Here is a 22,219-nt window from a genome sequence, read left to right as displayed (position 1 = left end):
AAAAGTGATTTTAATTATTGGGGGAATGACGTTGAAACAGGTTAAGGTGAAATGGTTATTATTTATTGTGATTGCTTTATTTGTTGCCGGGTGCAGCAATAATCAAGCAAGCTCAGGCGATAAAAGCACCAGTGCCGCTCAAAAAGACGGAGGTACGCTAAACATTGCGTTTCAAAGCGAGCCAACAACTTTAGATTCTCAGATTACTGGAAATTCTTCAGTTAAAGATGCGGCGCGAAATATTTACGAAGGACTTGTTATTTTTGATAGCAAAGGCAATGTAGAGCCTGATTTAGCAGAAAAAATTGATATAAGCGATGATAAAAAAGTCTACACGTTTCAGCTGCGAAAAGGCGTAAAGTTTCATAACGGAAAGGAAATGACAGCGGACGATGTAGAAGCTTCGATTAACCGCTGGATTAAGCTGTCTTCACTTGGCAAAACAAACTTTGTTGGTGCACAAGTTAAAAGAACAGGAGACTATACGGTTGAGCTTCATTTGAAAACACCGAACGTGAATACGCTGGCACTGCTAGCAGATCCAATTCCGGCAGCCGCTATTTTTCCAAAAGAAATTATCGAAAAAGCACCTGCTGAAGGAGCTACTGAGTTCGTTGGCACAGGGCCATTTAAAGTGAAGGAATGGAAAAAGAATCAATATATCACGCTAGAGAGATTTAAAGATTATTCTTCAAAAGGACGAAAAATTAAAAAGACTCCTCACGTAGATGAAATTAAAATTAGTTTTTTAAGCGATGAATCTACTAGAATTTCAGGCATTACAGCTGGACAGTTTGATATTGCCTTAGGTGTTTCAAGCGACAATGCGTCACAAATTGAAAGTACGCAAAACGTTAAGAACAAGCTGGCTCCAGGAGGATTTATTGGTTTATTTTATAACACGCAAGAAGGGTTCTTTAGCGATTTAAATGCTAGAAAAGCTGTAAATGCCACGATTAATGCAAAAGATATTTTATCAAGTTCATACGGCGATTCCGATTATTATGAACTGACTTCATCGATTGTGAATAAAAAATTTCCTAACTATTACAGTGAAGCAGGAAAAGAAGAGTACAATCAGCATGATGAAAAGAAAGCAAAAAGCTATTTGAAAAGAGCTGGATACAGCGGGCAGGAACTGCGTCTTTTAACTTCACGCGATTATCAAGATCAGTACAATACGGCTGTTATCGTCCAGCAAGAGCTTGAAAAAATCGGTGTAAAAGTAAAGCTAGAAGTGTATGACTGGGCAACGTTTACAGATAAAGTAAATGATCCTAAAGCATGGGATATTTACCCGGTAGACTGGGCGGCGCGTTCAACCATTTTCCAAGGATTTTGGACGTCAGGGGGCGCTCCTGTTGAGAAATCAACAAAGTACTTAGATAAAATTAAAGCGGCTGCTTCTGTAAAAGATGCGAGACCAGCTATTGATGCTACGCAGAAATACGTATGGGATGAGCTTCCGTTTACGTTAATTGGTCATAAAGTAAATATTAACGCCGTGTCTACACATGTAAAAGGCTATGATTTTAATTTAGGCCCTGTATTTTATAACGTGAGCGTGAATAAATAACATACGCTAAGTTTAAACAAAAAGCGGTTTTAAAGGTACGAGAGAGGCTAGAACAAAAGTATTTTAGTTAAAAGAAAATCCGAGCGGTGAAGATTCTAAATGGGAATCTAACTCGTTCGGATTTTTTCATGGTTAGGTTGAACGTAGATTTCATGTATGTAGGTGCTTCTAGCGGTTGATTGGAGGACAAGGCGAAGACTCCCGCGGAAAGCGAAGCCTTGCACGGAAATTAACAGCGGTGTAGCCATCCATGCTAGATTGTTAATCCTGTTTGTTCGTCTTTAGATTGAATCCATTGAGTTATGTCTCAATCTCTTTTATTTATCTATTCTTCACACCGCTCATCAGTAAAAACAAAGGAATACGCATTCGACGCTCGTAAGTTTCAGCGCTGTCGAAATGTTCATTTTGAGGACATGCTTCTTTTAAATTTGTAATGGTGAATCCACTTTGCTGCATCAAAGAAAAGTACTCTTCAAGCGTGCGATGATACTTTTGAACGTATCCACCCATCCAGTGCTGCTGACGGAATCCCATGAAGAAATAGTTGTCCACGGTCCAGTTTGTGCGGAGAGCGGAAGGCTGAAGAGTAGACGTAATAACTGGATGTTCAACGGAAAAAATAAGCCTTCCTTCAGGTTTGAGTGCTTGATTTACTTTAGTAAAAATGGAAGCTAAGTCTTCTATATAGTGAAGAGACAGTCTTGCGGTAACTAAATCGTATTTGTCACGGGGCGGAGTATAGTGCTCCATCGGTTCATGGATCACTTCTGCATTTGGATAGTTTGAAAGCTGTTGCTGAGCTGCATTTATCATATTGATAGAGCCGTCTACTCCGGTATAAGAGAAACAGCCTTGTGCAAGAAGCTCCGCACCAAATCCAGCGTTTCCGCACCCTAAGTCTAAAACGTTTGCATTTGCAACATCACCTAGAAGCTGTAAAATGGCCGGTTTTTCAATCGTATCGTTGGCATTTTCTTTTTGCTGCCTGCGTTTTGTATAAGCCAAAAACGTCTCGTCATTATCGTAAAATTCAGCTCCTGTTGAGATCTTCAACTAAATCAGCCTCCTCTATGCAAAGTATCTTATTATAATCATATATTCAAATTATTTACAATTATTTTGATGGATATGGAAATAGTGTTTTATTTTAGTATAATTGTAGTGTTAATGAATCGTTCTGTGTAACTAGAGAAGAAAAGAGGAGAAGTCATGAAACGTTCCACTATAAGCGTCAGTGTGGTTAGTATTCTGCTGTCGGTTAGTTTATTCATAAGCGGCTGTCAGCAAAATGAGGTATCTTCCCGCGACGAAAAAGAAAGTATCACTTCAAGTGCTCAACATCCTGAACAAAAAGAAAGTGCTATTCATACATCGGAGCAAAATGATGATAAGGAAAAGGGCAACTATCAAAAGTCAAGCACTTCTTCAACAAGTAATATAGCCTCTGCTAAAGATGAAAACAACGTATCCACCCCTACAAAACAAACGGCTAATATATTAATCAAGTCCTATTTGCAAGGTTTAATAAAAGGAATCAACAACGGTTCTTTTAAAGAAGTAAACAGCTATCTGGTGAAAGGAAGTTCTCTTTATAAAGATCAGCAGTCTTTAATTAGTCATTTACATGGCAAAGGAATTCAAGAAAGATTAGTAGATTATGAAGTGGTTGACTTTAAAAAAGCAGGCTCTGCTTATGATATCCAAACTCATGAAGTGATTATGATTGTTCAGCCTAATGGTTCAGAAAAGATAAAGGAGTATGATTGGGTATATTCAGCGGTATGGTCGGGCGATCAATTACGCTTAAAGGATATTTCTAAGGCAGAGAACACTGCTTCAACAAAAACATCAGCACCATCGAATCAAAGCAGCGGCAACTATGATGGAGGATGGTCAAGAGATATTCATCATCAAGAAGCAGGGTTAACCATCACTAATTCAACAAGCGGCTCTTTTAATTTTACAATAGGTGCAGTATACGGTGCGCATGCAGGAGGAATAGAAGGAAAAGCAGAGGTGAAAGGAAATAAAGCTATTTATAAAGACATGGAAGAAGCTACGGAATGCGTACTAAACTTCACGTTAAGTCAAAAAGAAATCAAAATTGATGCTACTCCAGGCTGTTCCTATTACGGTGGGTTAAATGTTTCTTTTGACGGCACGTATAAAAAAGGAAAGATCACAGAACATACGAAAACCTTATCAGAACTCGATATCCTTCCAAGTAAACAGGATGAAAATGTGAAAAAACTTGTAGGAAATGACTACGAAGCGCTTGTTGATAACTTTCAAATCGTCCATGAAGAAAAAGATTTAGACGGCTTAGGAGCGACAGCGCTGTCAGGTGGAGTAACCGGTTTGTATACGCTTATGGAAGGAATCATTGAGTATGATAAGCAAGGCTATTATTACGTAGCGTTAATTGTTGACAGTGACAAGGTGAAATTCTACACGAATAATCCTGCATATCGAGATCGTATCACACTCACAGTAAAAGAGTGGATGAGCCGCTTTAGCGATTATCCAGTAGAGACAATATATAAAGAAATAAAAAGATAAGTCTAAAAGCTAAGAGTTGAGTATAGAAAGGGTCAGTCTATGCGTAACTCTTAGCTTTTGCTTTGAATCCGTAGGAAACCATTTGTTTTTGGCGTCGTTCTTATTTCGGTAATTTTTCAACAATTGCTGCGTCTATTTGCTGAGATAATACGCTGCTAATCTCTTTTTCATTTTCCACTTTTTCTAAAATTAGCTGCTTATTGCCCTTCTTTATTTTTAACATTGTACCTGAGTGAATAGAGAAATCATCTCGCAGCTTTTTAGGAATAGTAAGTCGAAAACGGTCATCAATTTTTCGAGATTGAGCCGTAAATGTTAAAGACGTTTTCTGACCAAAACTCATTTCATATTTTCGAATCACAATGTTATTTTCTTGGTTAATAAAAAATTGAACCTCCATGTTTGCACCCAATTCGACTGACGTTAACAGTTCAGAAGTGAGCTGAATCTGCCGTCCGGTTAATGATGCATAATAAGGAGGAGACGCCGCAGGTTTTTGTGAAAGCGCTATCGATTTTTCGTCTCTTTTTTTCACAACAATTTGCTGTTCTACTAAGTATAGTTCTACATAATCAAAGGGCTTAAGTTCATAGTCATCTCGTAGGGATCTGGGAATGACTATTCTACCCATATGGTCAATTGTTCGAATGAAGATATGAGAAGGAACGGGGACATTTTCATCATGATGATCAATAATAATCCAATCATCACAGCTCCGTAAAAGAACTTTGTCGTTCGTCTCGAGTTTCGTTATTTGCATAAACAAAGAAGGAAGGGATACTCTTCCCATTTCATCAATTATACACTCTTCTTTTTTTGTACGCATCTTGCTACTTAATCCTTTCTAAAAACAGTTTAGATGGGGTATGTTACTTAAATTACACAGCATTTATTTCTTTGTCAAATGAAGCAAATGAGTATTTATTCATCCTACAGATTGAGAAATACAGGAAGTTTGACCTCATTCAGTAGATGCACAGCTTTCCCGTGTAAATGGTAATCATCTGAAGAAAACAAGTTAATCTATAATTGAAAAAGCATAGAATAAAAGCGTTATTCTTTCTTTTGGTTTTATTGCAAGAAGAGAAAGAAAAAAAGGCTTAAAAAGGGCCAATACCCTATTTCTAAAGAGTAGATGTAGGTTTTTAATCAAAAAATGCCGCGGAACTCAGTCTGAATGATGAATAGATTTATGCATATTAAGCCTAGAAAAAAATTTCAAGCAGTGCTTTTTTTACTTGTTTTGGAGAGCAGTTATAGTTGAAGAATAAAGAAAAAAGCTCAATGTAATGAGCTTTGAGCTAATTTTATCGTTTTTCAACCAGCAGTAAGATGAAGGTAGCAAGCGGTCCTAAAGCAAGAGATAATAAGAACCAGTTCAGACCGGTTCGATTTTTACCTTGCGCTAATCCGGCATTAATTAGAGCCAGCGTTCCCCATCCTACAACGTATTGATTATCCATATGACACCCCGCTAATATTATTTTTTTATATGATTAACAAATTTTATATTAGCATAAATATCCATATTTTTGATTGGAATTCCTGAATTAGGTGGAAAAGCGGTGAATTTCTTCATGAAACAAAATTCCTGTTTTCCTCCACTCAGTGAAGGTAGTAGTGAATAAGAGAAGGGTGCACGTAGTACACGTGAACGTACTGAGGACGATGATAGTGAAGCTGATGCATATATTGATTCATAAGCCTTTGAATGGCGTCGTACACATTGGGCGGATAGCCGTAATAGCCGTGATGAATCCCAACTCGAAGCAAGGAAACGGGAGGCGTGTTATTGTTTTTGTACATTGTTCGGTGCTCTTCTGCGCGTTTAACCTTGCGCAGCTGCTCCGCCCGCCGCCGGCGCAGCTTTTCGCTGTCCTAGTTCTTGATCGAGTATAAAAATAGCTGCAGGGTTATTTTGAGCAATTTTTAAGCGGTCTACAATTGTCTGAGCCTGAGCTTCTTCATCGACTTGTTCTCTCAAAAAGTCCTGCACGATGACTAGGGTTTGAGGATCGTTCGCTTGGCTGATAAATTGAAACGCTTGACGATAAGAATTTGTGACGAACTTTTCATGCTCCAATACTTTTTGAAACGTTTCTAACGGTGTCCCAAACTCACTTGGCTGAGCAGGTAAAGAACTTAATTCAACCGTTCCGCCACGGTCAACTAAGTAGTCAATAAGTTTTAGCATATGAGTGCGTTCTTCTTCAGACTGCAGGCGTAGCCAGCTGCCCATTCCTTTATAGTTTAATCGATTCATATAGTTAGACATAGCTAGGTACAAAGTTGAAGAGACGTGTTCAAGTTGAATTAAGTTATTGAGCAGTTTTTGAATTTGTTCGTTCATATTTGTTATTCCTCCTTAGGAAAGAATTTCTTTCATATACTAGCTGCAACCCTCATGTTTTTTATGGTGAAAGAAATCTACAGTGATACTATATGTCACTTCTTTAAGTAGGCAACTTGCCCATCCTTTATTGGTGCTTCTTACTTACATAAAGGGGTTGTATAATATAGGAATAAACGTAGTTTAAAAGACTCTTTTTTTAGATGGTTAAAATTACTATGTTCTATTTAACCAATTTAATGATAAAATTGTCACTCTGTGCAATTTTAATTGGTATGAAGGAGTCAGAAAAATGAATATGCAACACGTATTAATACCTGGATTTGAAAAGCTCGCGAGCTTTGTTTTCTGGTATCCATTTATTATGTCTTTATTTTGGATTGCGGGCACGCTTATTTACATACGCTATCGCGACCGAGATCCTAAAGTTGATTTTTCAACAGTTGATTGGCCGTTAGTGAGCTTTTTAGTGCCTTGCTATAATGAAGAAGAAACGATTGAAGAAACGCTTAAGCACCTTTTGGCGTTAGATTATCCGTCTAAAGAAATCATTCTTATTAACGATGGAAGCACCGATGGAACAGCTGATATTTTAAAGGAAATCAGCAGGAACCACCCTGAAGTTCGTGTGATTCAGCTTTATGAAAATAAAGGAAAAGCCAACGCGTTGCATTTAGGTGCGCACGCATCTAAAGCTGAGTTTTTAATCTGCTTAGATTCAGACGCTATTTTAGATCAAGACGCTCCGTATTATCTAATCCATCATTTTCTTCATAAAGGGGAACGGCTGGGAGCCGTTACCGGAAATCCGCGCATTCGAAACCGTAATACGCTGCTGAGTCGCATTCAGCTAGTTGAGTATTCTTCTATTATCGGTTCTATTAAACGAACACAGCGAATTTTAGGAAAAGTAATGACGGTCTCAGGCGTAGTAGTGGCTTTTCGAAAAAAAGCACTTGTGGACGTCGGGCTGTGGGATCGTGACATGATTACGGAAGATATCGCCGTAAGCTGGAAGCTGCAGCAGCGCTTTTGGGATATCCGCTATGAACCGCGGGCATTGTGCTGGATGCTTGTGCCCGAAACCTTAAAAGGAATTTGGAAGCAGCGAGTACGTTGGGCTCAAGGTGGGCAAGAGGTAATGCTTCGCCACTGGAAAGTGTTATTAAAATGGAAGCAGCGCAGAATTTGGATTGTATACCTAGAGCAGTGGATCAGTACTCTTTGGTCATTCGCATGGCTGTTTGTGACGATCATGCTGCTTGTTACCGCGAGCAGTCCTCAAGACATACTGTTTTGGTTTACGTTTACGTCATTTTCCCTTGTATTTATGAGCTTAATTCAGCTGTTTATTGCGCTGAAAATTGATTCGAAATACGACAACGTGAAGCGGTATTACGTCTGGGCTGCATGGTACCCAGCGCTTTACTGGATTGTCAATACGATTGTGGTAGTGGGCGCGTTTCCTCGTGCTATCAGATCTAGAGTGAAAGGAGGCTATGCCACATGGAGCAGTCCAGACCGCGGCTTAACGAAGAGCAAATCATGATTCAAGCCAAGCAGCCTCTTGCTCGATTCGTGATAAGCATCATTGTTTCATCTGTTTTTTGGCTGTATTGTGCCATTGTTCTTTGGTTTTTCCTTTCAGCTGTTATCGGCGTAAATGACCGTTACAGCGGGGTATTAAAAATTGCGTTCAAAACGACGAACGGCGAAATTCGAACGTTTTTAGTAATTGGACTCGCTATTTTTTGCTTCTTTTTCCTGGCTCTGTTTTTATGGAGATTCTACAACAAAAAGAGATTTGGAAGCTTAAACCGACGAAAAGAGCCGGCGTATACGAGTATTAAAGATTTAGAGCGTCTTGAGCTTTTATCGAAGGATCAAATTCAAGAGCTTCAGCGTGCACATTACATCGAGTTTGATGTTAATCCGTTAAAACATACTGAGGAGAGGAAGCACGCATGAAGAAATATGTATTCTTTCTTTTAATTGCGGCAGCGGTAGTTGGCTTTATTTTCTTTAAAGTAGTGAACTGGGAAGATAAGGCGAAAGCAACAACGACCGTGGAGCCAGCGCTTGAGACGAACGGATGCTTAGGCTTAAATTATCATCGCGTGCGCAAGCATAATTGGTTTAATCGAATTGTCAGCTCAGTTACAAAGTCTGACGAACTGACAGAGTACAGCGTCTACAGCAATGATTTTGAACAACAGTTAAAAAAGCTGAAGGAACTTGACGCTACGTTTGTTACGCCAAAAGATATTGAAACGTATCAGCAAAAAGGCACGTTTCCAAAACGCTGCGTATGGATTTCATTTGACGATATTGACCGTACCGTGTATCAAAACGCTTTTCCAATTTTGAAAAAGGAAAACATTCCGTTTACGCTATATGTAATCGCAGGACAAGTGGGAGCAGAGGACTTTCAAAATTTAAATATGGCTTCATGGAGTCAGCTAAAAGAAATGAAAGACAGCGGCCTTGCGACAATCGGTTCGCATACATATGATATGCACCGTTTAGAAGAAGACAAGCCTTTATTTCTGACGCCTGCTAAATACAGCGCGTTTGCTCGTGATTTACGAAAAAGCAAAGAAACGATTAAGAACCATTTAGGAATAGACCCCGTTTACTTTGCCTATCCATACGGCAATACGAATGATGACGTAGCTAAGATTGTGAAAGATGCTGGTTTTCACCAAGCAGCTATTTTAGCCCCTCATGTTATTACAAAAGACAACGATCCGTATTATCTTAACCGGATTGTTGTGTACAACAAAACCTTTCAATATCTTATTCTTCCGTGGCTGACGCGTACGAGCTCATGAGAAGAAAGTGAAAAAAGCCTCTGTCTAAAGCAGAGGCTTTTTTCTGTTTACCATCAAAAGGTATGTCAATTACGTGAAGAAAGTACACTTTCATTTCTATAAAAATCATTTTAATGTTACCATAGAAAAGTTGTGATAACAGATATGGATAAACGAAACTATCTATCAATCCTTTTACAAACTGCGTGTAAGAAGTTTGTAAAGGTGTAAAGAGGAAAAGCGGCAATTGTACGCTTACTATTTTACGAATGTAAGGCAATCGGACAAACTAATTCGCTGTCCATTGCTAATTAAATTGTATTCATTATTCACGATTCCTCTCTATCATTTCGTCATGGGTTTTGTTTTATCGTTAAAATTTTGATAAAGGTGTATAGGATATGGAAAACAGGCATTTTGAATATAAATTTAAAGAAGCGCTGAAAAAACTAAATGATATTGAACTTGCGTTAAATGAATCATCGATTGTAGCGATTACAGATAGTCGCGGATTCATCAATCACGTGAACGATAAATTCTGTGAAATTTCTAAGTATGAAAGACATGAGCTTCTTGGTCAAGATCATCGTATTATTAATTCGAAACATCACTCAAAACGGTTTTTTAAAGAGTTATGGAGTACAATCAGCTCAGGTAAGGTCTGGCACGGAGAAATAAAAAACAAGGCAAGAGACGGTTCGTATTACTGGGTGGATACAACCATTGTTCCATTTTTAGATGAACGAGGAAAACCGTATCAGTACGTATCAATTCGCAATGATATTACAAAGCGAAAAGCATATGAAGAAAAAATTAAGCAAATGGCTTATTATGATCCGTTAACTAATTTACCTAACCGCTACTGGTTAAACAAACAGCTAAAAAAACTGTTTTTAGATGAAGAATCTCCAGAACTGCTGGCTATTTTATTTTTAGATTTAGACCGCTTCAAATCAATAAATGATACGCTTGGCCATCATCACGGCGATGTGCTGCTGAGGCGCGTAGCAGAAAGATTAAAAAAATGTATTCCGTCCTCTGATTTTATCTCGCGGCACGGGGGCGATGAGTTTATTTTAGTGCTTCATACACTAAAAACTGTTGAGGAAATTGAAGAAATGACCGAGCAGATTGTAAAAGAAATGTCGCTTCCTTTTTATATAGACGGAGATAAAGTGCTAACCTCTACAAGCGTTGGCATCAGCCTATTTTCAAAGGAATGTCAGCAGCATATTATTCCAAAAGACGCAGATGAACTAATTGACAGGTTAATTAAGCAAGCAGATATTGCGATGTATGTAGCAAAACGAAATGGGCGAAACACATATGAAATGAGTTCTTCTTCATCAAATGAAAAAATCATTAAAACGATCAGCATGGAGAATGAGTTAAAGTATGCGTTAGAAAGAAATGAGTTTCAGCTCGTTTATCAGCCGTTAATCGATTTGAAAACGTCTGATGTCATAGGGGCAGAAGCGCTTATCCGCTGGAATAGCGCAAAATTTGGTACTGTCTATCCAAATGAATTTTTGCCCATTTTAGAAGAAGTTGGTTTGATTGTACCGGTTGGCAAATGGGTATTAGAAGAAGCATGTCAGCAAATGAAAGCATGGACGGAGATAAATTTAAAAGCGAGTAAAATAGGGGTGAACGTGTCACCTATTCAGCTGAAGTCCTCACGATTTGTAACGGACATGGAACAAATTTTGAAGAAAACGGGCCTTGAGCCGCACTTTCTAGAACTTGAAATCACCGAAAGCGTTATTCAAAACAGTCAAGAATCGAAAAAAGTGCTAAACCGCCTGCGGAGTCTAGGGATAAAAGTGGCGATGGATGATTTCGGAACGTGCTACTCTTCTCTCAGCTATCTTAAACACTTGCCAATCAATACGTTAAAAATTGATAAATCATTTATTGACGACTTAGATGAAGTTGGAAAAGTGCTGGTGGAAACGATTATTCAAATGGGGAAAAAACTTAATTTTGCCCTAACCGCAGAAGGAATCGAAAACGAAGAACAGCTGCAGTTTGTGACGGAACAAGGCTGTCATATCGGTCAAGGCTATCTATTTGATAAGCCGCTTTCTCCTGAGGAAATGAGCCGTTTGTTGAAATGAAGGAAAATCCTATGTACGGAAAGAAGCTCTTTAATAGAGCTTTTTTTATGGTTTTTAATCGTATGTAAGGAGTGAGAAAGTCGTGAAAGAGTACGTTGGAATCTGCACGATATGTCAAAAGAACGTGTACTGTTTAGAGGGGTTTTTGAACGGTGTGGTTGTTGAAGGGAAGCTTGTCTGCTTTGCTTGTGAAGAAAAGGAGAAGCGTGACTCTCATAAAAACAAAAACTAGCTACCTTGAGTAGCTAGTTTTTTATTTACTGCGCATTCACTTTTTCAGCTTGCCAATAATACTCGCTGAACACATCAGAAAAGGCTTTGACGGTATTTGTGAGTTCTTCCATATTGTTATCGACGCCCCCTACTTCGATTAAAATGGAGCGGTCGGATAAGTCTTGATTATATAGCCCATTATTGCCGCTTGTTTTCTTTTTGCTTAACACTCCGCGGCTAAGGCCTGGATATTTTTCTTCTAGTTTTTCATGAATCGCTTTAGCCATTTTTACATTTTCATCAAATTTCGGGTTTGCTTCACCTAATACAATCATCATTTTAGCGTACGATTTGCCGTTAATAGCAGCCGTTGTTTTTTCTTGGCGCAGTGAATCACGATGAATATCAATTAAATAATCGACGTCTTGGTTTTGCTGAAGAGCTGTTTCCACCACGCTTCGAGACATCGCATAGGCTCGTCCTGTACCCCAGCCTTTTTCATTCAGCTTTTGCGTCATGTTGGTTGTATCTACTTCCGATCCGATTCCGTCTGCTTTTAATTCCATTCCTAGCATTTGACCAACGAGCGTGATGTTGGTTTTGTTATCTACTGCTTTATTTTCGTTCGCTTCACCTGGCATACCAAGTAAAGGGAAATAAGATTCCCAGCTGTGCGTGTGGTAGATGTACACAACTTTTCTGTCTCCCGTGCTTTGCTTAGCCTGTGTTTGAGACTGTTTTTTGCTTTCTTCGTACGTTTTGCTTTCAGCAGGATCCAAATCACGCTCTCCAGAAATGCTTTCGAGAGGAGGAGCCGATTCATGAGGAATCGTGGTATAATCCGTTCCTTCACCGGCTAACAGAATATGAGAATCAAAAATAGAAAAGCCGGGCAGTTCTGATCCAAATAGACTTCTTGTATCCGCCACGCGAATATTCGTCGCAAGCTGCAGGGCGACAGAAGAAAGAGGAGGCGGGGAGAAGTCTTCTTCAAAGGCATGAGAGAAATGATGGTTTTCCGTATGCATGAAGTAGAACAAGCTTTGAGCTTTATAATTTGATAGGGCTTGATAGACAACGTTCGAGCGCAGCGTATGCTGAAGAGTTGAATACGTGACGGTAAAAATAGCGGCAGATGTTAACAGAACAAATAGTATAGCGATAATTAATGATTTATAAGAAAGAATCCAAAAAAGCTTTTTAGGCTTTTCAGTGAACTTTTTTTTCATAGAGTAAACCTCCTCTAATAAAATTTTGAAATCAGCGAATAAGAACTCTAAGAGGAGAATGTTATGTATCTACTATTTACTCTATTAAAAAGAAAAAGAAATATGATAGAAACCATGATATTTAAAACAATATAAAAAAGGTTATAGTAGGGCATACTATAAAAAAACGGTGCATATTGGAGCTGGTTAGATGAACGATTCATGGGTTTATCATCATTTTATTAATACACTGTTATTTCCTTTAACGATGTTTGGCGTGGCATTTTGTGTACTGGGGCTATTGCTATACATGCTGTGGAAAGAAAAGCAAAAAGAAGGGCGAAAACAACGAGATTGAGGCATTTAATCTAAAGACGAACAAATGAGGTAAAGGAGCTAGTATGGAGCGCTTTTGACACCGCGGTTGATTTCCGTGCAAGACTTCGCTTTCCGCGGACGGACGGTGAGCCTCCTCGTCGCGCACGCTCCTGCAGGGGCTCACCTGTTCCGCTTTCCTCGCAGGAGTCTTCGTCTTGCCCTCCAGTCAACCGCTAGAAGCCGCTACATACACGAAACCTACGTTGACCATACCAATAAAAAAATCCGAACGAATAATCGTTCGGATCTTCCTTCAACTAAAATACGTTTGTCACAGTCTTTTTGTCCGAATTTCAGCTGGGAAAAGGAAGGTTTTTTCTTTCTAAGAACTCCATACGGTTCCCAAATGGATCATCCACGTAAATTCTTTCAGTACCGGGAATGTTTTTGTCTTCTATAAAAGAAATACCGAAGCTACTCAGATGATTTTTGAACGCAGGGAGGTTTTTAACATAAAAGCCTGGATGCGCTTTTTTGGCAGGTGAAAAGGTAGGTTCAACACCAATATGCAGCTGATAAGAACCAAATTCAAACCACACGCCGCCGCGTTTTTTAAGACTTTCCGGCTTTTCAATTTCTGTTAAGCCAAGAATGGTTCCAAAAAAGTGTCGTGCTTTGCTTTCTGAATGCGGTGGTGCAGCTAGCTGAATATGATCAATATGCGTTAGTGTAAAAGTCATAAACATTCCCCCTTAACTAGTAGAGTACTAGTTAAGTTTACGTGATGTATCACTGTAAATAAATGATAAAAAGTTGATGTGTTTCATAAGAAAAACTTATTATTTTATATACATATAACACCAAATGAGGTATATTTTATTTTGTTGTTATTTAAAAGAATTGGAGATTAATATGGAATATCACTATACGTTAACAAAAGATGATTATGTGGCTTTTAACGTGCATCATGCTCAACATTCGGAAAGAGTACAAAAAGTGCTGAAAGTTCAGCGATGGATGTCGCTTATTTTTCTTCTTATTCCTTTGCTTGTTTCGTGGGTTGAAGGAGAGTTTTTACTTGGCATGTTCGTAGCATTTGCGCTGCTTGCGGTTCTTTGGTTTTTATTTTATCCGAAGTATTTTTACGGAAGTATTAAAAAGAACATTATAAAGGTAATAAATGAAGGAGATAACAGCAGTCTGACAGGTGAGCATACTATGATGGTTACGGAAGATGGCTTGGTAGAGAAAAGCTTAAAAGGAGAAGTGAAGACTCCTTGGTCAAGCATCACTCAAATTAGAGAAACCGATGAACATATCTTTATTCTTGTTAGTGCAATGAGCGGATACGTTATTCCTACAAGCGCATTTGCAGATGTAAAAGCGCTACAGCAGTTTAAAGAAACGCTGAATGCTGCAAGGGCTGGAAAAACAGGCTGAGTAGTAAATAATAATAATGTAAAAAAACGCCCTCCTAGATACTTTTCTAAGAGGGTGTTTTTTTAACAGCAGTCCCAGTTGTACAAAACATCTTTAAAGTTACGGTTGCGAAGGTCTTCTTCTTTAATGAAGAAATTGGCCACTCCCGCATCACCAAACATAATATCCGCTTCGTCGTCCATGGCGAATTGAAGAAGCAGAACGTTATATGCGCGCAGCGCTTCATCGTAGTCTCGAGGATCGCTTTGAGTGAAAAAAGCGTATCCGCCCATTTTATGATACTCGCCCGTAAGCTCATCCCAGTAGATCTCTTCCATTTCTTCATCATCAAATAAATCTGATTCCATATCATTATATCGATAGTCAGTAGGAGACACGGGTTCGCTTTTTATTTCAAACTGTAGGCCTACTTCTTGAGGAATAGGGAACATATCTCGGTCAACGTCTTCTAGATACGTAAAGTCGGTTATTAACTTGTTTTCGTCGGTTGTTATGTCTTCATAAAAAACGACGCGAAAGTCTTTTTGAGACGTGGGTTGGTCAAAATCCAGACCATACACATCACCGGTGTTTTTGTTATCAGCTCCGCAAATGAAAAATTGAAGCATGCCTTGAGAAGGCATATTTTCATAGGGAGGCACGTCAGAAAAATTGATTTGTGCCATCATTAACATAGGCTTGCCCTCGGAGTCGAGAGGATGATTTGCTTCTAGAGGCAGGTAAGGGTTGCCGCCGAACTTGCTGTCATATAATTTGGGACTATTCCTGACCGTATGGATGTGGATATAAGGTTTACATGTTTTTTCGATTTCTTTTCGGTAAGGTTCTAGCTTGAGAGGCAGTGCTAATTTTGATAGAGGATTCATATGTACTCTCCTTTTTGTTTGTAATAAAAAGAACGTTTGTTCGTACTTGTATTTTATCGTAATACATACGAAAAGGGAAGAGAAATCGTATAAAAAAACCCCTTTGCAGAAGCATCCGCAAAGGGCACAAAGAAATGATAGCGTTTTCATTACGAACCTTACTAAACGAACTGCTTATTTAGAAAAGAATCCTTTTAAAGCAAATGCGACGTTTTGCGGTCTTTCCGCTAAGCGGCGCATAAAGTAGCCAAACCAGTCGTTGCCAAAGGGAACGTATACGCGCATTGTATAGCCTTCTTTTGCAAGGCTAAGCTGCATATCTGTTCGGAATCCGTACAGCATTTGAAATTCAAACTGCGTGCGCGGGATGTTATTTTTGTGAGCGAACTCTTTTACTTTTGCAATAATATTGTGGTCGTGAGATGCAATAGCCGTGTATGTTCCACTGAGCAAATGCTCTTCGATAATTCGCATATAGTTCTCATCAATTTGGGCTTTGTCTTGAAACGCCACGGTTGGTGATTCTTGATACGCGCCTTTTACCAATCGAAGAGGAATGCCTTTTAGCTCTTTTACATCTTGTTCAGCGCGGAATAGGTAAGCTTGAATAACCGTTCCAACATTATCAAACGTCTCGCGAAGCTCTCGTAAAATATCTAGCGTCATTTGACAGTGAGCATAGTCTTCCATGTCGATTCGAACAAAGTTATCGTATTTTTTCGCCGTTTCAAGAATGCGGCGCATGTTCTCAACGCAAAAGCTGCGGTCAATATCCAAACCAAGCTGCGTCATTTTGACAGATAAGTTGCACGTTACACCGGCTTGGCCCATAGCTTCTAGTGTTCTGATGTTATATTGAGTTGCTTCGATAGCTTCTTCTCTGTTTGAAACAAATTCCCCTAAATGATCAAGCGTACAAACAAGCCCTTTTTCATTCAATTCCCGTACTTTTTTGATCGCATGTTCAATTGTGTCGCCAGCTACCACTTGAGCTGCACCAAAGCGAAGACCCCATTTTTTCGCCGCTTTGTTTAGCGCTTTATTTTGGGAAGCGTGAAGAAACACATTTTTAGATACCTCTGCTAACATAAATATCTCCCCCTATAGAAAAAATCCCTTGTTGTTTTAAGATAGAGCAGCCTAGGGCTGCTCTACTGAGTATTAAAGCGTTGTGCTTGTTGTTTTTGCTTGCAGGTGCAGAATCAAGTAATCAGGACCGCCAGCTTTTGAATCTGTTCCTGACATATTAAATCCGCCAAACGGCTGGTACCCAACGATGGCACCTGTACAACCGCGGTTGAAATAAAGGTTTCCAACGTGGAACTCTTCTTTCGCACGCTCAATGTGTTCAGGCGTATTTGAAAGAAGGGCACCTGTTAAACCGTAGTCAGTGTTGTTCGCAATTTCCATCATATGATCGAAGTCGCGCGCTTTGCAGAATGCTACGACTGGGCCGAAGATTTCTTCTTGCATTAAACGTGCTTTTTCATCTACATCTGCAATAATCGTAGGCTGGATGAAGTAGCCTTTTGAATCATCTGCTTCTCCGCCCGTCATTAAACGGCCTTCTTCTTTACCGATTTCAATGTACTTTGTAATTTTGTTGAAAGAAGCTTGATCAATAACAGGTCCCATATACGTGTTTACATCTTCAGGGCTGCCCATTGTTAATGTTTTTGTCAGCGCAACTGCTTTTTCAAGAACGATATCGTATACGTCTTGATGAACAACTGCACGAGAGCCCGCTGAACACTTTTGTCCAGAGAAGCCAAACGCTGAATACACAATAGAAGAAGCAGCTAAATCTAAATCAGCATCTTTATCTACAACAACCGTGTCTTTTCCGCCCATTTCAGCAATAACGCGTTTTAGCCAGATTTGACCAGGCTGTACTTTTGCTGCGCGTTCATAGATGCGGCAGCCTACTTCACGAGAACCTGTAAATGAAACGAATCGTGTTTTTGGATGATCTACTAAATAGTCGCCAATTTCGCTTCCGCTTCCCGGCACGTAGTTCAGTACACCGTCTGGAAGGCCAGCTTCTTTCATTACTTCTACAAATTTTGCTGCGATAACCGGTGTGTTGTTAGCAGGTTTTAATAGAACCGTATTTCCTGCTACGATTGCTGCTGCTGCCGTTCCAGCCATGATCGCTAGCGGGAAGTTAAACGGTGAAATAATAACGCCGACACCAAGCGGAATGTAGTTAAATTTATTTTCTTCACCTTCGCGGCTCTCAACAGGCGCGCCGTCTTTTAGCTGCACCATTTGGCGAGCGTAATATTCAAGGAAGTCAATTGCTTCTGCTGTATCAGCATCTGCTTCATTCCACGGCTTTCCTGCTTCTTTTACAAGGTAAGCTGAAAATTCATGTTTGCGGCGGCGAATGATGTCCGCTGCGCGGAAAAGAATGTCAGCGCGAGCTTCCGGCGCTTCTTTTTTCCATGTATTAAATGTAGAAAGTGCTGCTTGCATTGCTTTTTCAGCCAGGTCTTGATCTGCTTTTGACACGCGTCCGATAACTTCTGCTTTATTGGCTGGGTTAATGGACTGAATTTGATCTTCTGTTGTAATGAATTCTCCGCCAATTACAAGAGGATAGTCCTTTCCAAGCTCTGATTGTACAAGTTCTAATGCAGATTCAAACGCATCTTTGTTTTCAGCAACCGTAAAGTCCGTGAAAGGCTCGTGTTTGTATTGTTTGATTTCGTTAATATTCATTGTGTTCATTTTCATTACCCCTTTTTTAGAAAATTTACAACATAATTAATATTCCAACACCCTATACCTGTATTATAATCACCTTATTCTCGTTTTGTACATAGTTTTTTAACAAAAATGTTCAAAAATTTTTAAAATAAACACTTTTGTTTAAAAAGCCAATAAAACGATGTTTTTTATAGTGATTTTGAACAAAAAGAAAAGAAAGGGATATGAGTAAGTAGATGAAAAGATATTTTGAAGTGAAGAATTACGATAAAAGAAAGAGTTTATCGATAGTAAGGTAAAATACTTTTTCGATCAAAAAACAATAGACAAAGTTGTTCAAAATAAATTATCATATAATTCGAAAAGTAATTTTGTCGAATGAAGCTGACTTTTGCGTTAAGTGAAAGTTTCATTTGCATGCACAGATAGAAGGAGGGTAGGAAAACGGCAGTTATTTGTCCACGATATTGTAAGGGCTTACATATTTAACGCGCGATGCGAAGAACGTGTAATTCTTTAAATGACGGTTTCTATGAGGAGGATTTTAATATGAGTCATCAACCGCCTGAGTTAAAAAAAGAATTAAAAATTCGACACATAACCATGATTTCTTTAGGAGGAATCATTGGTGCCGGTTTGTTCATTGGAAGCGGATCGCTTATTAACGCAGCAGGTCCTGGTTCCATTTTTTCGTACGCGTTTGCCGGTTTGCTGGTGATTTTAGTGATGCGAATGCTGGGGGAAATGTCTACGGCTAATCCTTCAAGCGGTTCGTTCGCGACATATGCCAGAGAAGCGCTTGGACCGTGGGCTGGCTACACAATCGGCTGGCTATACTGGTTTTTCTGGGTAATTGTTATTGCTGTTGAAGCGATTGCTGGTTCAACGATTATTCAATACTGGTTTCCATCTCTACCGTCTTGGGGTGTGAGTCTGCTCCTGACATTTTTATTAACGTTAACGAACTTATACTCTGTTAAATCATTTGGTGAATTTGAATACTGGTTTTCGCTTATTAAAGTAGTTAGTTTAGTGCTGTTTTTACTTTTAGGAGGAGCGATCATCCTCGGTTTAATACCGGGAGTAGAGTCTCCGGGAGCGTCGAACCTTCTTCATAGAGGCGGATTTCTTCCAAATGGAATCAGCTCCGTCTTTTTAGGAGTGGCGATTGTCATGTTTTCCTTTATGGGAACAGAAATTGTCGCAACAGCGGCTGGAGAATCGGCTCAGCCTGAGCGAGCGATCACCATCGCAACAAATACCGTTATTTATCGTATTTTAATTTTTTATCTTGGGTCTATTTTAATCTTAGTAACGATCCTTCCTTGGGATTCTTCAAGCTTGATGAAAAGTCCGTTTGTTTCGATATTAGAGCTGGTAAACGTTCCGGCAGCTGCTCAAATCATGAACTTTATCGTACTGACTGCCGTTCTTTCTTGCTTAAATTCAGGTCTATATACGAGTTCTCGTATGCTGTACTCAATGGCGCAAAAAGGAGACGCGCCGCGTATGTTTTTGAAAGTGAATAAAAAAGGCATTCCGTTTAATGCCATTGTAGGATGTACCGTGATTTCTTACATCAGCGTTGGGTTTAACTATCTTTCACCTGATAAAATCTTTTTATTTTTAGTAAATGCATCGGGAGGCGTAGCGCTTCTTGTGTATCTTGTTATTGCTTTTTCACAGCTTCGCATGAGAAAGAAATACGAAAAAGAAAAGCCAGAAGCTTTAAAAATCAGAATGTGGCTGTTTCCTTATTTAACGTATGGAACGATTGCGGCGATCACAAGTATCTTTATTGCGATGGCATTTATTGATTCACTTCGCACTCAGTTTTATCTCACGCTGCTGATTGCTGTATTTGTGGTATGTTCGTACTTCTTTATGAAAAAGAAAAAAGATGATCATTCCCTATCAGGACAGGGGAATAAAAGAATCTCTTAAATAAAAGAGAAAATCATCACGAGGGGCTAGGAGGAAGTAAATTGGCAAACAAAGAGTTAAAAAGAGGGCTTGAATCTCGTCATATTCAAATGATTGCTCTTGGAGGAACGATCGGGGTAGGGTTATTTATGGGTTCAGCAAGCACCATTAAATGGACGGGGCCATCCGTCCTGCTTGCGTATGCTATTTGCGGCGTTTTTATTTTCTTTATTATGCGTGCAATGGGTGAAATGCTTTACTTAGAGCCAAGTACGGGTTCATTTGCGACATTTGGTCATAAATATATTCACCCGTTAGCTGGCTACATTACGGCTTGGAGCAACTGGTTTCAGTGGGTCATTGTCGGCATGGCAGAAATTATTGCTGTCGGAGCTTATATGCAGTACTGGTTCCCGCATTTGCCGGCGTGGGTTCCGGGAATTGTCGCCATGATCATTCTCGGTGCGGCAAATTTAATCTCAGTGAAATCGTTTGGAGAGTTTGAATTTTGGTTTGCAATGATTAAAATTGTTACGATTGTTCTCATGATTATTGCCGGTCTTGGTCTTATTTTCTTCGGTCTTGGAAACGGGGGAGAAGCGCTTGGACTATCGAATTTGTGGGCAAACGGCGGTTTCTTTACAGGCGGATGGTCCGGCTTTTTCTTTGCGCTGTCGCTTGTGATTGCTGCCTATCAAGGAGTAGAGCTTATTGGAATTACAGCAGGAGAAGCCAAAGATCCTAAAAAAACGTTAACAAGCGCGATTCAAAGCTTGATTTGGCGTATATTAATCTTTTATATCGGTGCCATCTTTATCATTGTAACGGTATATCCGTGGAACGAGCTGGACTCACTCGGCAGTCCGTTTGTTTCTACATTTGCGAAAGTAGGGATTACGGCAGCTGCGGGCATCATTAACTTTGTGGTCATTACAGCGGCAATGTCTGGATGTAACAGCGGAATTTTCAGCGCAGGACGCATGCTTTATACGTTAGGCGTAAACGGACAGGCTCCAGCGTTTTTTACAAAGGTTTCTCGAAACGGTGTACCTATTTATAGTACCGTTGCGGTAATGATTGGGTTAGCTGCGGGCGTTGTCTTAAATTATATTGCTCCGCCAAATGTTTTTGTGTACGTGTACAGCGCGAGCGTGCTTCCAGGTATGATTCCATGGTTTGTCATTCTTATTAGTCAAATTCGTTTTCGAAAAGCAAAAGGAGCGGCGATGGATCAGCATCCATTTAAAATGCCTTTTGCTCCTGTGACGAACTACGTAACCATCGCGTTTTTACTTATGGTGCTTGTAGGCATGTGGTTTAATGATGAAACGCGCATATCGCTGATTGTTGGGATTATCTTTTTAGCTATTGTCGTGCTGAGCTACTATGTACTAGGTATCGGTAAACGCACGGAAGTACGGTCTTCTGAAAGACGTAAGCTAGTGAAATAAATGATTTTGTAAGAGGGGCTGAAAAGCATTTTAGTTTAAGAAAAAGATCCGAACGATGAAGCGAAATTCATCATTCGGATTTTTTTATGATTAAGATGAACGTAGGTTTACTGTATATAGTTACTTCTAGCGGTTAATTGGAGGGCAAAGCGAAGACTCCTGCGGGAAAAGCGGAATAGGTGAGACCCCACAGGAGCGTAAGCGACGAGGAGGCTCACCGGCCGCCCGCGGAAAGCGGAGCCTTGCACGGAAATTAACGGCGTTGTAAAAAGCTGTCTAGATTATTTATCTTATTTGTTCGTCTTTAGATTGAATCGATTTCGTTATGTCTCAATCTCTTTTGGATAGAGAAGAAGCAGCGAAGTCAGCGCTTTTCGTAGAGTGCTTTCTTTTTTTACTAATGAGGTGCATGGCAAGAAGGAAAAAGAAAAAAGAAAAAACCAGAGTCAAATCGGCGTGTTCAGGCATAAGATAATCCAACTCAAGCGAAATGCAAGCGGCGTTTTTCTTGAGGAAAGAGTAACTAAAGAAAAGGAAGTGTTCGTATGTCTGGAAACGCTGGATGTGGATATGGATCTGGTTTTGCTTTATTAGTTGTATTATTTATTTTATTAGTAATCATCGGCTGCAGCTGCTACGGCGGAGGCCTTGGCTGGTAATTCACTCATTTAAAAAG

Annotated in this window: 22 protein-coding genes; 11 read left to right on the top strand and 11 right to left on the bottom strand. The window is 39.6% G+C overall.

Translation table 11 applies throughout. The annotated features are described in order from the left end of the window. Positions 1-25 precede the first annotated feature (25 nt). Positions 26-1,576 carry an ABC transporter substrate-binding protein gene (locus NST66_RS18370; protein ID WP_033580331.1) on the top strand — a complete coding sequence of 517 codons (1,551 nt, stop codon included), beginning with the start codon at positions 26-28 and terminating at the stop codon, positions 1,574-1,576. A gap of 321 nt (positions 1,577-1,897) precedes the next feature. Here the strand turns inward: NST66_RS18370 and NST66_RS18365 are convergent, their stop codons facing one another. Then, positions 1,898-2,632, bottom strand: a complete 735-nt coding sequence (locus NST66_RS18365; protein WP_328141744.1) for a class I SAM-dependent DNA methyltransferase — start codon at positions 2,630-2,632, stop codon at positions 1,898-1,900. A 156-nt stretch (positions 2,633-2,788) separates the two neighbouring features. Here NST66_RS18365 and NST66_RS18360 point away from each other — a divergent pair, with 156 nt between their 5' ends. Next, the gene (locus NST66_RS18360; protein WP_328141742.1) at positions 2,789-4,138 is read left to right on the top strand and encodes a TcaA NTF2-like domain-containing protein; all 1,350 of its coding nucleotides are present in this window, start codon (positions 2,789-2,791) and stop codon (positions 4,136-4,138) included. A 100-nt stretch (positions 4,139-4,238) separates the two neighbouring features. Here NST66_RS18360 and NST66_RS18355 read toward each other — a convergent pair whose 3' ends face one another. The 4 genes from NST66_RS18355 to NST66_RS18340 all read right to left on the bottom strand — a co-directional run bounded on the left by NST66_RS18355 (position 4,239) and on the right by NST66_RS18340 (position 6,488). Further along, positions 4,239-4,964 carry an AbrB/MazE/SpoVT family DNA-binding domain-containing protein gene (locus tag NST66_RS18355; protein WP_034271259.1) on the bottom strand — a complete coding sequence of 242 codons (726 nt, stop codon included), beginning with the start codon at positions 4,962-4,964 and terminating at the stop codon, positions 4,239-4,241. A 481-nt stretch (positions 4,965-5,445) separates the two neighbouring features. Continuing rightward, positions 5,446-5,601: a hypothetical protein gene (locus NST66_RS18350; RefSeq protein ID WP_014458731.1), complete on the bottom strand. Its 156-nt coding sequence runs from the start codon at positions 5,599-5,601 to the stop codon at positions 5,446-5,448. A 142-nt stretch (positions 5,602-5,743) separates the two neighbouring features. Beyond that, a complete protein-coding gene (locus tag NST66_RS18345) occupies positions 5,744-5,944 on the bottom strand; it encodes a hypothetical protein (protein ID WP_014458732.1) in 201 nt (66 codons plus the stop codon). 22 nt (positions 5,945-5,966) lie between these two features. Further along, entirely contained in the window at positions 5,967-6,488 is a 522-nt protein-coding gene (locus NST66_RS18340) for a ferritin (RefSeq protein ID WP_014458733.1), read from the bottom strand. 292 nt (positions 6,489-6,780) lie between these two features. On the opposite strand from NST66_RS18340, the gene pgaC reads away from it, so the two are divergent. The 4 genes from pgaC to NST66_RS18320 all read left to right on the top strand — a co-directional run bounded on the left by pgaC (position 6,781) and on the right by NST66_RS18320 (position 11,415). Further along, the gene (gene pgaC / locus NST66_RS18335; protein WP_033579968.1) at positions 6,781-8,037 is read left to right on the top strand and encodes a poly-beta-1,6-N-acetyl-D-glucosamine synthase; all 1,257 of its coding nucleotides are present in this window, start codon (positions 6,781-6,783) and stop codon (positions 8,035-8,037) included. Further along, on the top strand, positions 7,995-8,456 hold the full coding sequence (gene pgaD / locus NST66_RS18330) for a poly-beta-1,6-N-acetyl-D-glucosamine biosynthesis protein PgaD (RefSeq protein WP_033579969.1): 462 nt from the start codon (positions 7,995-7,997) through the stop codon (positions 8,454-8,456). Before pgaC ends, pgaD begins: the two co-directional genes overlap by 43 nt. After that, positions 8,453-9,319, top strand: coding sequence for an intercellular adhesin biosynthesis polysaccharide N-deacetylase (gene icaB, locus NST66_RS18325; protein ID WP_028414957.1), 867 nt, complete (start codon positions 8,453-8,455; stop codon positions 9,317-9,319). The genes pgaD and icaB overlap by 4 nt, the downstream gene beginning before the upstream one ends. 380 nt (positions 9,320-9,699) lie before the next feature. Then, positions 9,700-11,415, top strand: coding sequence for a putative bifunctional diguanylate cyclase/phosphodiesterase (locus NST66_RS18320; protein ID WP_047750026.1), 1,716 nt, complete (start codon positions 9,700-9,702; stop codon positions 11,413-11,415). 257 nt (positions 11,416-11,672) lie between these two features. On the opposite strand, the gene spoIIP is transcribed toward NST66_RS18320, so the two are convergent. Further along, the gene (gene spoIIP, locus NST66_RS18315; protein ID WP_340843634.1) at positions 11,673-12,857 is read right to left on the bottom strand and encodes a stage II sporulation protein P; all 1,185 of its coding nucleotides are present in this window, start codon (positions 12,855-12,857) and stop codon (positions 11,673-11,675) included. A 190-nt stretch (positions 12,858-13,047) separates the two neighbouring features. Between spoIIP and NST66_RS18310 the strand changes: the two genes are divergently transcribed. Next, a complete protein-coding gene (locus NST66_RS18310) occupies positions 13,048-13,194 on the top strand; it encodes a hypothetical protein (RefSeq protein WP_176343531.1) in 147 nt (48 codons plus the stop codon). Positions 13,195-13,204: 10 nt separating this feature from the next. On the opposite strand, the gene NST66_RS18305 is transcribed toward NST66_RS18310, so the two are convergent. Both NST66_RS18305 and NST66_RS18300 read right to left on the bottom strand, forming a co-directional pair. Further along, a complete protein-coding gene (locus NST66_RS18305) occupies positions 13,205-13,384 on the bottom strand; it encodes a hypothetical protein (RefSeq protein ID WP_340843633.1) in 180 nt (59 codons plus the stop codon). A gap of 123 nt (positions 13,385-13,507) precedes the next feature. Then, positions 13,508-13,894, bottom strand: coding sequence for a glyoxalase (locus NST66_RS18300; RefSeq protein WP_274862844.1), 387 nt, complete (start codon positions 13,892-13,894; stop codon positions 13,508-13,510). Between the two features lie 172 nt (positions 13,895-14,066). Here NST66_RS18300 and NST66_RS18295 point away from each other — a divergent pair, with 172 nt between their 5' ends. Further along, on the top strand, positions 14,067-14,594 hold the full coding sequence (locus NST66_RS18295) for a YcxB family protein (RefSeq protein ID WP_340843632.1): 528 nt from the start codon (positions 14,067-14,069) through the stop codon (positions 14,592-14,594). 62 nt (positions 14,595-14,656) lie between these two features. On the opposite strand, the gene NST66_RS18290 is transcribed toward NST66_RS18295, so the two are convergent. The 3 genes from NST66_RS18290 to pruA all read right to left on the bottom strand — a co-directional run bounded on the left by NST66_RS18290 (position 14,657) and on the right by pruA (position 18,190). Beyond that, complete coding sequence (locus NST66_RS18290) at positions 14,657-15,460, bottom strand: YwqG family protein (protein ID WP_049165992.1); 804 nt, start codon at positions 15,458-15,460, stop codon at positions 14,657-14,659. A gap of 174 nt (positions 15,461-15,634) precedes the next feature. Beyond that, complete coding sequence (locus NST66_RS18285) at positions 15,635-16,549, bottom strand: proline dehydrogenase (protein WP_340843631.1); 915 nt, start codon at positions 16,547-16,549, stop codon at positions 15,635-15,637. A gap of 72 nt (positions 16,550-16,621) precedes the next feature. Then, on the bottom strand, positions 16,622-18,190 hold the full coding sequence (pruA, locus tag NST66_RS18280; RefSeq protein WP_028414951.1) for an L-glutamate gamma-semialdehyde dehydrogenase: 1,569 nt from the start codon (positions 18,188-18,190) through the stop codon (positions 16,622-16,624). A gap of 528 nt (positions 18,191-18,718) precedes the next feature. Between pruA and NST66_RS18275 the strand changes: the two genes are divergently transcribed. The 3 genes from NST66_RS18275 (at position 18,719) to NST66_RS18265 (ending at position 22,202) form a co-directional block, all read left to right on the top strand. Next, on the top strand, positions 18,719-20,113 hold the full coding sequence (locus NST66_RS18275) for an amino acid permease (protein WP_028414950.1): 1,395 nt from the start codon (positions 18,719-18,721) through the stop codon (positions 20,111-20,113). Positions 20,114-20,154: 41 nt separating this feature from the next. Beyond that, complete coding sequence (locus NST66_RS18270) at positions 20,155-21,543, top strand: amino acid permease (RefSeq protein ID WP_335426602.1); 1,389 nt, start codon at positions 20,155-20,157, stop codon at positions 21,541-21,543. A gap of 545 nt (positions 21,544-22,088) precedes the next feature. Then, positions 22,089-22,202, top strand: coding sequence for a YjcZ family sporulation protein (locus NST66_RS18265; RefSeq protein ID WP_080754474.1), 114 nt, complete (start codon positions 22,089-22,091; stop codon positions 22,200-22,202). Positions 22,203-22,219: the final 17 nt, after the last annotated feature.

This window comes from Priestia sp. FSL W8-0524 (assembly GCF_038005965.1).
Classification (GTDB): Bacteria; Bacillota; Bacilli; order Bacillales; family Bacillaceae_H; genus Priestia; species Priestia zanthoxyli.
The sequence above is the reverse complement of the archived record's forward strand: the minus strand, read 5'-3'. Positions and strand labels throughout refer to the sequence as shown.